11 protein-coding genes are annotated in these 12,538 nt (G+C 73.8%); 4 read left to right on the top strand and 7 right to left on the bottom strand.

All coding sequences use genetic code 11. The features are described from left to right. Nucleotides 1–166: 166 nt before the first annotated feature. On the bottom strand, nt 167–862 hold the full coding sequence (locus EIO00_RS07245) for a type 1 glutamine amidotransferase domain-containing protein (protein WP_140176439.1): 696 nt from the start codon (nt 860–862) through the stop codon (nt 167–169). A 108-nt stretch (nt 863–970) separates the two neighbouring features. Between EIO00_RS07245 and EIO00_RS07250 the strand changes: the two genes are divergently transcribed. Next, nucleotides 971–1,894, top strand: coding sequence for a LysR family transcriptional regulator (locus tag EIO00_RS07250; RefSeq protein ID WP_140176441.1), 924 nt, complete (start codon nt 971–973; stop codon nt 1,892–1,894). A 57-nt stretch (nt 1,895–1,951) separates the two neighbouring features. Here the strand turns inward: EIO00_RS07250 and EIO00_RS07255 are convergent, their stop codons facing one another. Then, nucleotides 1,952–3,286 (bottom strand): jacalin-like lectin, encoded by a 1,335-nt coding sequence (locus EIO00_RS07255; protein ID WP_140176443.1) that lies wholly within the window; start codon nt 3,284–3,286, stop codon nt 1,952–1,954. 292 nt (nt 3,287–3,578) lie between these two features. Here EIO00_RS07255 and EIO00_RS07260 point away from each other — a divergent pair, with 292 nt between their 5' ends. Continuing rightward, nucleotides 3,579–4,151 (top strand): hypothetical protein, encoded by a 573-nt coding sequence (locus EIO00_RS07260; RefSeq protein ID WP_140176445.1) that lies wholly within the window; start codon nt 3,579–3,581, stop codon nt 4,149–4,151. Nucleotides 4,152–4,326: 175 nt separating this feature from the next. Here the strand turns inward: EIO00_RS07260 and EIO00_RS07265 are convergent, their stop codons facing one another. Next, nucleotides 4,327–5,472, bottom strand: a complete 1,146-nt coding sequence (locus EIO00_RS07265) for an NDMA-dependent alcohol dehydrogenase (protein WP_140176447.1) — start codon at nt 5,470–5,472, stop codon at nt 4,327–4,329. Nucleotides 5,473–6,220: 748 nt separating this feature from the next. On the opposite strand from EIO00_RS07265, the gene EIO00_RS07270 reads away from it, so the two are divergent. Next, nucleotides 6,221–7,012, top strand: coding sequence for an SGNH/GDSL hydrolase family protein (locus tag EIO00_RS07270; RefSeq protein ID WP_140176449.1), 792 nt, complete (start codon nt 6,221–6,223; stop codon nt 7,010–7,012). A 341-nt stretch (nt 7,013–7,353) separates the two neighbouring features. Then, on the top strand, nt 7,354–8,205 hold the full coding sequence (locus EIO00_RS07275) for a DUF72 domain-containing protein (RefSeq protein WP_140176451.1): 852 nt from the start codon (nt 7,354–7,356) through the stop codon (nt 8,203–8,205). A gap of 25 nt (nt 8,206–8,230) precedes the next feature. On the opposite strand, the gene EIO00_RS07280 is transcribed toward EIO00_RS07275, so the two are convergent. The 4 genes from EIO00_RS07280 to EIO00_RS07295 all read right to left on the bottom strand — a co-directional run bounded on the left by EIO00_RS07280 (nt 8,231) and on the right by EIO00_RS07295 (nt 12,490). Continuing rightward, on the bottom strand, nt 8,231–8,950 hold the full coding sequence (locus tag EIO00_RS07280; RefSeq protein ID WP_140176453.1) for a hypothetical protein: 720 nt from the start codon (nt 8,948–8,950) through the stop codon (nt 8,231–8,233). A gap of 294 nt (nt 8,951–9,244) precedes the next feature. Next, nucleotides 9,245–9,991: a maleylpyruvate isomerase family mycothiol-dependent enzyme gene (locus EIO00_RS07285; RefSeq protein ID WP_241661193.1), complete on the bottom strand. Its 747-nt coding sequence runs from the start codon at nt 9,989–9,991 to the stop codon at nt 9,245–9,247. Between the two features lie 223 nt (nt 9,992–10,214). Beyond that, a complete protein-coding gene (locus EIO00_RS07290; RefSeq protein ID WP_140176455.1) occupies nt 10,215–11,693 on the bottom strand; it encodes an FAD-dependent monooxygenase in 1,479 nt (492 codons plus the stop codon). 167 nt (nt 11,694–11,860) lie between these two features. Next, on the bottom strand, nt 11,861–12,490 hold the full coding sequence (locus tag EIO00_RS07295) for an HNH endonuclease family protein (RefSeq protein WP_140176457.1): 630 nt from the start codon (nt 12,488–12,490) through the stop codon (nt 11,861–11,863). Nucleotides 12,491–12,538: the final 48 nt, after the last annotated feature.

Consider the following 12,538-nt stretch of genomic DNA (forward strand, 5'->3'; position numbering starts at 1 on the left):
TCGCGGGGCCGGACCGCGGTCCGGCCCCGCGACGCCGCCGGCGCGCTCGATGTGCCGGCCCGCACGGACGCGAAGGGCCGGGCGTCGCCCCGTCCCTCACGGGTGACGCCCGGACCGCTCGGGTCGTCGGGAGGGGGCCGCCGTGGGTCGCGCGGCGGCCGGTCGTTCATCCCAACGCCGCGAGCAGCTTCGCGATCAAGGGCTCGGTGGAGGCGGGGTTCTGCCCGGTGAACAGGTTCCGGTCCACCACCACGTTCGGCTTCCAGGGCTCGCCTCCCCGGAAGTCGGCGCCGAGCCCGATCAGCCGGTCCTCCAGCAGCCAGGGCGCCTTGTCGGCGAAGCCGGCCTGTCGTTCCTCCTCGTTGGTGAAGCCGGTGAGCCGGTAACCGGCGAACGGCGAGCCGCCGTTCGGGCGCCGGGCGGCCAGGAGCGCGGCGGGGCCGTGGCAGAGCAGGCCGAGGGGCTTGCCCGCATCGAGCGTCGCGGTGAGCAGCCGGCCGGAGTCGGCGTCGGCCGCCAGATCCTCCATCGGTCCGTGCCCGCCCGGGTAGAACACCGCGTCGTAGTCGGCCGGATCCGCCTCCGCCAGCGGCAGCGGGCTGCGGAGTTCTGTGAACTCCCTCAGGGCTGCGGCGATCTCCTCGGCCCCCTCCTCGCCGCCGCCGGCGTCCGGGGAGAGGCTGGCCTCGTCGGGCTCGGGGACCACGCCGCCCGGCGAGGCGACCGTCACCCGGTGCCCGGCCTCGGTCACCGCCCGGTAGGGGGTGACGGCCTCCTCGGCCCAGAACCCCGTGGGGTGCCGGGTCCCGTCGTTCAGCGTCCAGTGGCGGGCGCCGGTCATCACGAACAGAATCCGCGCCATGGGTGTCCGTCCTTTCCGTGGTCTCGGCCGCGCCTCATCGGCGCCGTGTCCGGTCCGCGGCCTCACGCTAGTCCGCCAACCCATTTGTCATCCAATAGAGTTGTCCATGTGAGCCATAGAGAATTCGATGGATCGCCGGACCTGGACCAGCTGCGCACGTTCCTGGCGGTCTATCGGGCCGGCTCGATCACCGCGGGCGCCCGGCTCGCCGGGGTCTCCCAGCCGACCGCGACCACCCAGGTGAAGGCGCTCGAGCGGCGGCTGGGCCGGCGGCTGTTCGAACGGCTGCCGCGCGGGGTGGCGCCCACGCCGGTGGCCGACGAGCTCGCCGCCCGCCTCGCCGGTCCGCTGGACGCGCTGGAGGCGGTCATCGCCGGAGTCTCACCGAGCCGGGACGTCCCGGAGCCGCCGGTCCATCTGGCCGGTCCCGCCGAGGCGCTGGCCGTCCTCGTGCTGCCGGCCCTGACCCCTCTGGTCGACCGGGGCGTCCGATTGCGGGTCGCCACCGGCCTGGCCGACGAGCTGCTGGCCGGGCTGCGCGCCGGCGCCCACGACCTGGTGGTGTCCGCGATCCGGCCGCGCGGCCGGGCCCTCATCGCCGAGCCCTTCATGGACGAGGAGTTCGTCCTGGTCGCCGCTCCCCGCTGGGCCTCCCGGGCGGGCCGGGACCGGCTGGCGGCCGACGGCGCGGCGGCGCTGGAGGGGGTCCCTCTGCTCTCCTACGCCGAGGACCTGCCGATCCTCCGTCGTTACTGGCGGCATGTCTTCGGCGTCCGGCTGACCGCCGATCCCGCGCTCGTCGTCCCCGATCTGCGCGGCGTCCTGGCGGCGGTCATCGCCGGGGCCGGGGCGTCCGTGCTCCCGCGCTATCTGTGCGCCGCCCCTCTGGACGCCGGCGCGCTCGTCGCCCTCTGGGAGCCCGACGACCCGCCCATCAACACCCTCTTCCTCGTCCGCCGCGCCGGTGCCCCGCTCCATCCGCACGTCACCCTGGTCCACGACCATCTGATGGAGGCGGCCCGGCGGTGGTGAGGGTCCCGGGGAGGGGGCCGTCGGCCGGCCGCCGCGGCGCGCGCGGGACCGGCCCGATCAGCCCCTGGTGTAGAGGAGGCCGAGTTTGTCGACCTCGTCGCCGGAGCGCCCGTGGAATCCGGCGAGCCGCCAGCCGGGCGGGGTGGTCCGGGTGACGCAGTCGCCGGTGTCGGTGCCGCCTTCCAGGGTCCGGCCCCGGTCGGTGGTGAAGCGGATGTGGAAGACGCGGGTGCGGCCGTTCTTTTGTCCTCGGCAGAGCCGGACGGACGTGATGCGCTCATCCGGTTCCAGAGTGAGGCTCCGGGCGGTGCCGCCGGTGCCGCCGTGGGTGAAGGCGGTCCCGTCGGCGAGGATGAGGCCCACCTGGTCGACCCGGGCGCCGGCGCGCAGCAGGATCGTGGCGGGGCGGGCGCCTGCGGGGATGCGGTCGATGTCGGTGAACGGGATGCCGTGCGGGCCGCCGAACTGGTCGCCGGCCCGGAAGTCGGGGTTGCGGGTCCAGGTGAAGTCGGCGGCGATGGGGAAATGGTCGGACAGCCTGACGCCGTCGTCGTCGCGGAAGTCGGCGTCGAGGTTGGCGTAGCGGACGGCGTCGAGCGTCAGCAGCCGGCTGCCCCGGTACAGGATCTTGTCGACGACCTCGCACTCGATGCCGGGGTCGGTCTCCGGGCAGGTGAGGGCGGGGTCGCCCGGCGCGGGGGCGGCGCCGCCGCGGGCGAGCCGCACCCATGCGTCGGTGAGCCCGTTGTCGGCGGCGAACTGGGCGATGCGGTCGCCGGGGCGGGTGTAGCGGGTGTTGGTGTCGCCCATGACCAGCACGGCGCTCCCCGCCGAGTGAGTGCGGATGTAGGCGGTCAGCTGGGCGAGGTTGGCCCGGCGGGCGGCCTCGTCGCCCGGGGTGGATCCGGCGTCGGCGTGCAGGTTGTAGACGTCCAGGTAGATCCCTTCGGCGAGCCGGACGCGGTGGAAGGTGAAGCCCTTGGGGGTCAGGCAGTCGCCGGAGCCGATGAAGCAGTTCTTCCAGGTGACCCGGTCCAGATCGCTGTAGGGCTGGTGGGACAGGCTGTTGAGCCCGCTGCCGATGCCCGCGCCGCCGCTGGTCGGCGTCCGGTACGCGTGGTCGTCGGCGGCGTACAGGTAGGCGTGGTAGTTGAAGTCCTCCTGGACGTTGACGATGTCGAACGGGCCGAGGCGCCGGCCGATGGCCGTGGTGGCGGGGGCGCGGGGCGTCGGCGCGCTCGAGAGGCCGTCGGGGAGGCCGGCGATGTTGTAGGTGAGCGCGCGGAAGGAGCCGGAGGCGGGGGCGTCGGCGTGGGCGGCCGGGGAGGGGGCGAGGGCGGGAACGGCGGCGATCAGGGCGGCCAGGGCGAGCAGGCGGGGGCTCTGACGCACGGAGGACTCCGATGCTCAAACGTGAGGATGACTCGGATACGGCCGCACGCTAACCCGGGCCCCGGACGGCGGCAAGACCCTCGGCGGCCCGCGCGGAGCACGACCGGAGGGGCGCCGGTCCGGCGGGTGCGGCGCCCGAGCGCGGGCTCGAGGAGGCGTCCGTCCGCCCGGCGGCGCCGAAACCCCGGTCGGATGACGATTCGCGCGGTTCGGCCGGCGGTTCCCAACCTTTTCGGGTCCGGGGTCGTCTCCCTGTGGCGAGAGTGCGACACCGTCCAAGCGAGGGAGGCTCATGCACAGGCGTGGTCTGCGGGAACTGGCCCGGCTCAATCTGATTCTCCTCATCGCAGCGCTCGTGCTCTTCGTCGGAGTGGGGCTCCCGACCGACAAGCCGATCGGTTGGGGCGCCGCCTACGTCTTCGGCGAACCCGCCTCGGTGACCTCGGTGGGCTCGTGTCGTTCCGAGACCGTCATCAGCGGCGGCAGCGCGGGCAGGAGCATGGGGACGTGCGAGAGCGCCACGTGGACCGTGGACGGGAAGTCCCGCAGCGGAACCCTGCACGCGTTCGCCGACGAGATCGACGACTCGTCGGATGACCTGCGGTTCACCGGCGAGGCCAAGGCGCTGGGCGGCCATGCGTACGGCCGCCCGGAGAGCTGGATGATCGTCTTTCATCTGACGACGCTCGCCGCCGCCGTGATCGGCGCGCTGGCCCTGCTGGGATGCGGTGTGGCGGCGCTCTTCTCCGGGTGGCGCCGCAGGGCCGGCCTGTCCGCGACGTTCCACCGGCGGGTGTTCGGCGGCGAGCTCGGCGTCGTCGCGGTCGCCGCCGTGTCCTTCATCGCCCTGGCCCTGGCGGTGTGACGTCGACGGGGCCGGTGCCGGGCCGCGGTCCGGTCCTCGCCGGCTCGCGGCGGGCGGGCACGCCGAAGGCCGCCGTGTCACAACGGTGACACGGCGGCCTCGATCTTCCGGTACGCCTGCTCGTCCGCGGCCGGCGACGGCGGCGGGACGCTCCGCCCGGCGGCGGGACGGCCGCTCAGTATGTGATCAGGCCGCGGAGGTTCTTGCCGTCCAGCAGGTCCCGGTAGCCCTGGTTCACCTCGTCGAGGGTGTAGGTGTTGGTCACCAGCTCGTCCAGCTTGAGCCTGCCGTCGGTGTACAGGCGCAGCAGCCGGGGGATGTCGCGGCGGGGGTTGGCGTTGCCGAAGATGCAGCCGACCAGCTCCTTGCGCTGCATCGCCAGGTCGAACAGGTTGAGCTTGACGTCCTCCTGGGAGATCGGCGCGACCGCGGTGACGACGCCGCGGCCGCCCTTGGCGACCATTCCCATCATCGGGGCGATGAGGTCGCCGGTGGCCACGCCCGTGGTGAGGATCGCCTTGTCGGCGTTGGCTCCCCAGGTCAGCTCCGCGACCAGGGCCGCGGCCTCTTCGATCGACGCCGCGGTGTGGGTGGCGCCGAAGATCGCCGCCCGCTCCCGCTTCCAGTCGATCGGGTCGACGGCGATGACGTGCTGGGCGCCGGCCATGGCCGCGCCCTGCACGGCGTTCATTCCGATGCCGCCCAGGCCGATCACGACGACGGTCTCGCCCGGCCGGACGTCGGCGGCGTTGACGGCGGCGCCCCATCCGGTGGTGACGCCGCAGCCGACCAGGGCGGCCCGGTCCAGCGGAATGCCGTCGTCGATCTTCACGCAGGAGGCCTCGTTGACCACGGTGTAGGGCGCGAACGTGCCGAGCAGGCACATCAGTCCCAGGTCCCGGCCGTTCTTGGTGCGGTGCCGCGCCGTCATGTCGCTGATCTGACGGCCTCCCAGCAGGACGGCGCCGAGGTCGCACAGGTGCTGACGGCCCCTGGCGCACGAGGGACAGCGGCCGCAGGCCGGGATGAACGACAGGACGACGTGGTCGCCCTCCTTCAGCGTGGTGACGCCGGGACCGACCTCGACGACCTCGCCCGCGCCCTCGTGCCCGCCGATGATCGGGAACTGCTCCCACCCCATCAGCTTCGCGACCTCGGGGTCGAGCCGCATGTCCCCGGTGCGCAGGTGCTCGTCGGAGTGGCACAGACCCGCCGCGGCGAGCTTGACCTTGACCTCTCCGGCCTTCGGATCGTCGAGCTCGATGTCCTCGACGCTCCAGTCGGTGTGGGGCTCCCACAGGATTGCCGCTCGGGTCTGCACAGGCGTCTCCTCGGATCCGATCCGTCGTTGCGGTCGTGCGGGCACGGGATCGTGGCTGCGGTTCCCTCGGAACCGTGGGCCGATACTTTATCGGATATCGACTAGAATGTGATTCTAGTATAACGGTCGGCGACGAACCACCGAGGGAGGGGTGCGGTCGCGCCCCTCCCCCTCGCAAGGAGATGCGAGGGACGCCCGGGGCTGCGCGGCGCCCATGAAGAGAGAAAGAAAGAGCAGGGCGCCCTGAGGCACCCCCGACCCCTGCGCCTCCGAGCCTCCCTCCCCGCCCCCGCCCTCGGTCGACGCCCGACAGCCGGCGCCGCCCCCCTGGCGCCGAGCGGATGCGGCAAGGCGCGGACGCCGAGGCGGCGCGACGGCCTCAGCCGGACGGCCCGGATCCTCGGGCGGCGACCGGGAGGACTGCGGGCCGGCCCCCGGCATCGCGCCCGACCGGCCGGCCGACCGTCGCCCGCCCCTCTCCCCCGTCGCCCGACCGGGCCGGCGCCGTCGGCGCACTCCGCCCGCCCCGCTCCGACGCTCCCACCGCCTTTCACCAGCGAATTCCCGAAATCCGGCCCCGCCTCTGCGCATACCGCGGACGGACGCCGGAATGAGATCGGCACATTCGATCCGGCGCGTCAACGGCAAAAAATGACAAAACGCTGAAACAAATCGGCTGCCCCTTGAATACGGAACTCCGATGTATAAGTGATTCCGTACCCTCCGATTCATCCCCCTTGGAGAGCCGATGCGCGTTCCCCGCTGCGCGCTCACTGCCGTTTGCGCGCTCATCCTCGCCATCGCCCTGTCCGCCTTCGCCCCGCCCGCATCGGCGGCGACCGTCAATTACGTCGCTCTCGGCGACTCCTATGCGTCGGGCCTGGGAGCCGGAAGTTACGACTCTGCCAGCGGAAACTGCAAGCGCAGCAACAACGCCTATCCGAAATTGTGGGCGAACGCCAACTCCCCCACGACGTTCCGGTTCGTCGCCTGCGCCGGGGCCACCACCACGTCCGTCATGAACGACCAGCTCAGCGCGCTCAGCTCCAGCACCACGCTGGTCACCGTCACGGTCGGCGGCAACGACGCCGGATTCTCGAGCGTCATGGAGACCTGCGTCCTGGGCTCCGACTCGACCTGCCTCAACGCCATCAACAATGCCAAGACCTTCATGCAGAACCAGCTGCCGGGCCGGCTCGACACGCTTTATCGGGCGATCCGGTCCAAGGCTCCCTCGGCGCGCGTGGTGGTGCTCGACTACCCCCGGCTCTACACGATCGTGAGCGGGTGCATCGGGCTGAGCAACACCAAGCGGACCGCGCTGAACAGCGCGGCGGATCTGCTGGACAGCGTCATCGCGAGCGCCGCCGGCCGGGCCGGCTTCACCCTCTCGGGCGTGCGGGACGAATTCAACGGGCATGAGCTGTGCAGCGGCGACGACTGGCTGAACGCCGTCACCATCCCGCTCAACCACTCCTACCACCCGACCGCCCTCGGCCAGCGCCACGGATACTACGCCGCCCTCAACTCGGTGCTCTGACCTCTACAGCGGCGATCGTTCCGCAAGCATTTCCCTTCCGGTGGGGGCGTCTGAGCGGCAGATGCCCCCACCGGGTCGCTTTATCGCATTCCGATGCCGATCCGGCCCGCTCCCGTCCCGGCCGAGACCGAGGCGCTCATCGGCGCGCCGCCGCCGGTCCGGGGGCCTCCCTCGCCCTTCGGGGGGCGGGCTCCGGCGCTCCGGAGACGAGGCCCTGCCGGCGTCGGCCCGTGCGCTCCTGCCCCCTCAGGCGATCACCGACGCCGGGCAGGGCTTCGCGGGCCGTCCCGGCCATGGCCGGGACGGCGCGGGCCCGGCGAGCGGGGCGGTAGGTTCGCGGCATGCGGCTTCATGTGGGGTGCGCGATGTGGACGCACGCGCCGTGGCGGGGGCGGTACCTCCCCCATCCCCTCCCGGCGGAGGAACGGCTGCGGGCCTATGCGAGCTGGTGCAACGCGGTGGAAGGGAACACGACGTTCTACGCCACCCCCGCGCGGAGCACGGTGGAGTCGTGGGCGGCGCAGACCGACCCGGGCTTCCGGTTCGTGCTGAAGCTGCCGAAGACGGTCACCCACGTGGCGCGGCTCGCCGACGCCGAGACCGAGCTCCGGGAGTTCCTGACGGCGATCGAACCGCTGGGGCCGCGGATCCACGCCCTGTGGGTGCAGCTGCCCGGGTCGTTCGGACCGGGGGACGTGGGCGCGCTGGCGGCCTTCCTGCAGCGGCTGCCGAAGTCCCACCGGTACGCCGTGGAGGTGCGGCACCGGGCCTTCTTCGAGGACGGACGCGCCGCACGGCTGCTGGAGCGGGCGCTGGGGCGGGTGGGGGCCGAGTGGATCCCCTTCGACACCACCGCGTTCTTCGCCGCCCCGCCGACCAGCGACGCCGAGCGGGACGCCTGGATGAAGAAACCGCGCATGCCGCGCCGGTCGGCCGCGCTCACCGACCGGCCGATCGTCCGCTATCTGGGGCGGGACGACGTCGAGCGCACGGTCGAGGGCTGGCGGTTCTGGGTCGACACGGTGACCGGATGGCTGCGGGAGGGACGCTCGCCGACCGTGTTCGTCCACACGCCGGACAACGCCGAGGCGCTCGCCCTCGCCCGCCGCTTCCACGAGGAGGTGCGCGCCCGGATGCCGGAGGTGGAGCCGCTGCCGGAGCCGATCCCCGCCCAGCCGCCGACCCTGTTCTGACCTCGACGGCCCCGGGCGGCCGTCCTCACGGCCGCAGCATCCCCTCGACGGCCACGAGCAGCTCCAGCAGCTCCTCCTCGTCGGCGCGCTCGAACGCGGCGGCGACGGCCTCGGCCGCCGGTCCTTCGACGAGCCAGGCCAGGGTCTGGTGGTAGGGGCCGTCGACGCGGTCCCAGAGGGCGTTGTGCAGGCGAGGACGCCCGTGCCGCCAGACCAGCTTCTCGGTGACGAAGTCGTGCAGGTGCCTGATCGAGGCGCCGGTGTCGAGCCGTTCCCATGCGGCGAGGTAGGGGGCCAGGTCGTCGACGGCCTGGGCGATCGAGCTCAGCGCCGTCCCGGCGTCCGGGCGTGCCGGGAACTCCGCCAGGGTGCGGGCCCAGAACGCCTCCAGGAACGCGGTGATCGCCCGCTGCTCCGGCCAGTCCCGCCACCCGGCCAGGGCCAGTTTGCCGAAGACGATCTCCGGGTCGGGCCAGCCGAACGCGTCGTCGGCCGCCAGCTCCAGCAGCCGGGGCGCGAAGTAGCGGAACTCCGCCACATCTCCCCAGGTGGTGAGCGCGCGGAAGGCGTATGTGGCCAGCTCCTCGGCGGACAGTCGGCGCAGCGGCCGGGCCAGCAGCGGCGCGCCCGCGTCCGGCCCCACGCAGCAGGGGCATCCGGGCAGTTCGGCCGGGCGCGGCACCGACGCGAACGCCGCATACAGCTCTTCGACGGCCGCCTCCCAGTGCATCCGCCGATCGTCCACCTCTCATCGTTCGAAAAGCCAGTTCTTTTCGGAAGGGCGCCCGGCCGATCCCCCGATCCACCCCCTCGACGCGAGGAGAACTCGATGGCGAGCCGGGTGCCCGGCGGGTCCGCTGCAGCTCGCCGGTCCGGCCCTCAGCCGGGCGCTCAGCGCCCACAAGTGACCTCTCCGTGCCCCCAAAAGCGGGCACGGGACGATCGGAGGGCGGACGCGCGGGGCACGACGGCCGGCGAGAGGCGGCCGCTCTCGCCGGCCGGGCCGGCCGGGGAGGTTCCTGCGCCGCGGTCGTCGGGGTCAGGCGGCGTAGTTGCGCAGGACGCGCAGGGCCGCGGCGGCGTGCGGGCCCTCGGCGCGCAGGGAGGTGTCCTCGGGACGCAGCCGACGGGCCCCGACCCGGCAGAACTCGCCCGCCGGACCGGTGATCACGCTCGGCGCGTCGGCGTCGCCGAACTCCCAGCGCTCCCCCGCCGGACCGGTCAGCACGCAGCGGACCGGGCCTCCCTCCTCTCCGGCCACCGCGAACGCGTACGGCAGGGTGCGCTGCGCCAGCCGGGCGATGTGCCACAGCCGCGCGGTGTCGGGGTAATCGACGCCGAGGGGACCGGTGACGTCCAGGGCGTGCGCCCAGTGTTCGGCGATGCGGGTGGCGGCCAGGGTGCGCGGCGACAACGGGACCGCCGCCCAGTGCAGGCGCGTTCCGGCGGGGCAGCCGCGCAGCGCCTCCAGCGCCGCCGCGGCGGACCTCCGCCAGCGCCGGAAGACCTCCTCCGGAGGCGCGCCGCGTTCTTCGGCGACCATGCGGTCCATCAACTCGTCCAGCGGAACGCCCTCCGGGCGGGCGAACTGCTCCCGGTCGCCGGTGACGCTGGCCACGACGAGCTCGTTGGTCTGCGCCAGATGCAGGACCACGTCGCCGACCGTCCATCCGGGCGCGCCGGATGCGGCGTCCCACCGTTGAGGCGGTATCGCCGCGAGCACGGCCTCCAGGTGCGCGTGTTCGGCGGCCAGGTCGTCGAAGACGTCTCTCTCCTCGTGGATCACCGTCCCACGGTACCGAACGGGATTCGGGAAATACAGGAGCGGCCGGCCGGATCCGGCCAGGCGGCATGAGGCGGCGTGCGAGGGCGGGCGGCCGCCGACGCCGTTCCGGCGCCCGAGGGCCGCCGAGGCGATGCCCCCGGCATGCACGACGTCTCTCCGCACGGTCTCTCCGCACGGTCTCTCCGCACGCGGCGTCGGGCCGCTCCCCCGGCCGGCGGCAGGGTCAGGACTGCAGGGCCCGGGCGGCGGGGGCGCCGCAGTGCCGGTGCAGCGCCGACTGGATCGCCGAGACCGATTGCGGGCTCTCCGCGGCCCAGGCGATGTAGGCGTCGGGGCGGACCAGGACGATGAGGCCGGTGGCGGCCCCGGCCTCGGCGATCTGGACGCGGTCGGACCAGGAGACGACCGCGGTCTGTCGAGGGCGCCCGCCGGGCGGCGTCACCAGCAGGAAACGGCCGTCGCGGAGCGCCTCATAGAGCCGCCGCCCGCCGGCGAGCGGGACGTCGGGAGCGCGTCTGCCGGTCAGCGGATGCTCCGTGGACGGGGCCGGGTAGGCGATGTCGAGACCGGAGACGGCGCCGGCGGCCCGGCGGACCAGCGGGGGGACGTTCGCCGCCACCCGGACCAGACCGCCGCGCACGGCGCGCAGCGGGCGCGGGCCGAGCAGGGCCGCCCGCACGAGGAGGCCGCTGACCCGCAGCGCCGCCCGGCCGACCGGACGGCGTTCGGCATGGTAGGAGTCCAGCAGGTCGGGCGGGGCCCAGCCGTGCACCGCGGCGGCGAGCTTCCAGCCGAGGTTGGCGGCGTCCTGCAGACCGGTGTTCATGCCCAGCCCGCCGGCCGGGGAGTGGACGTGCGCGGCGTCCCCGGCCAGGAACACCCGGCCGGACCGATAACGCGGCACCTGGCGCTCGTCGCTGTGGAACCGCGACATCCAACGGGGGTCGTGCATGCCGTAGTCGGTGCCCAACGCCCGCCGCACCACCGCGCGGAGCTCCGCCAGCTCGATCGGGGCGTGATCGGGGAGCTGCCGACGGCGGTTCCAGGCGATCACCCGGTACCAGCCGTCGCCGAACGGGATCAAGAGCGCGAAGCCGTTCCCGTCGCCGTTCACGGTCACCGTGTCCGGCGGGGTGCGGGACAGGCGCACGTCGGCCAGCATCACCGAGCGCACCACCGAACGGCCGGGGAACCCCAGGCCCAGCTCCCGCCGCACCGTGCTGTGCGCCCCGTCCGCGCCGACCACGTAGCGGGCCCGGATGCGGCGGGTCCTGCCGCGCCGGTCCCGCACGGTCACATCGACGCCCGCGGGGTCCTGGCGCAGCGCGATCACCTCGGTGCCCGTCCGGAGCTCCGCCCCATAGGCCCGGGCGCGGGCCTCCAGCAGCCGCTCGGTGTGGTACTGGGGGGTGACGAGCACGCACGGGAACCGGCCGGGCAGCACCGACAGGTCCAGCTCCACCGCGCCGAACAGCCGCAGCCGCCGCACCACCGTCCCGGTGGCGATCAGGTCGTCGGCCAGGCCCCGGGCGTCGAGCTGCTCCAGGGTCCGGGCGTGCACGGCGAACGCGCGGGAGAGGTTCGACTCCTCATCGCGCCGTTCCGCCACCACGCAGCCGACGCCGGCGGCGGCCAGGTCGCCGGCCAGCAGCAGCCCGGTCGGCCCGGCTCCCACGACGAGCACCTCCGCGCGTTCCACCATCGGTTGGTACCCGAGGACGAGCGCGGGACAACCGGCTGGAGCGCCCCGCCCGAGAGCGCCCGCGGCGCCGGCCCGTTCCGGCCGCACCTCGCTCTGCGCCGTCCTCCGGGCGGCCAGGGCCGGTCCGGCCGCCCCGAGCCCGCGGGGAGCGGCCGGACCGGGAGGGGTCAGCAGGTGCCGAGCATGGCGGTCAGGGCGCTCTTCTCGGCGCTGTCGACGCTGAGGCCCCAGTACCACTTCACCTGGATCCAGGCCCGGGCGTAGGTGCAGCGGAACGCGGCCCGCGGCGGCTGCCATTCGGCCGGGTCCTTGTCGCCCTTGGCCTGGTTGACCTCGTCGGTGACGGCCCACAGCTGGGGCCCGCCCAGGTCGTTGGCGAACGCCCGGCGCCGCTCGGTGGTCCAGGCGTGGGCGCCGGAGGCCCAGGCCTCGGCCAGCGGCACCATGTGGTCGATGTCGACGTCGGAGGCCCGGTACCAGGTGGCGCCGTCGTAGGGGGAGTACCAGGAGCCGGAGGTCGGGTAGCAGGCCGAGTCGGTGACCACGTTCGCGCCGTCGCGCTTGAGCACCGTCTCGCGGGTGTTGCAGGCGCCGGAGACGGTGATCCAGTGCGGGAACAGCGACCGGTCGTAGGAGGAGTGGTTGGACTCGGGGCGCACGGTCAGCGCGGCGAGCCGGGAGGCGGCGGTCGAGGCGGACGGGATGTTGGGCGGGGTCGCCGAGGCCGGGGTCGCCAGGGCGGGGACGGTGAGCGCGGGGAGCACGGCCAGGACGGCCGCGGCGAGCGATCGTCGCATCAGCGGGGATCCCTTCCGCCGCCCGCCTCGGGCAGGGACCGGCCGTCC

The sequence above is a fragment of the Thermomonospora catenispora genome (genome assembly GCF_006363815.1).
Classification (GTDB): Bacteria; Actinomycetota; Actinomycetes; order Streptosporangiales; family Streptosporangiaceae; genus Thermomonospora; species Thermomonospora catenispora.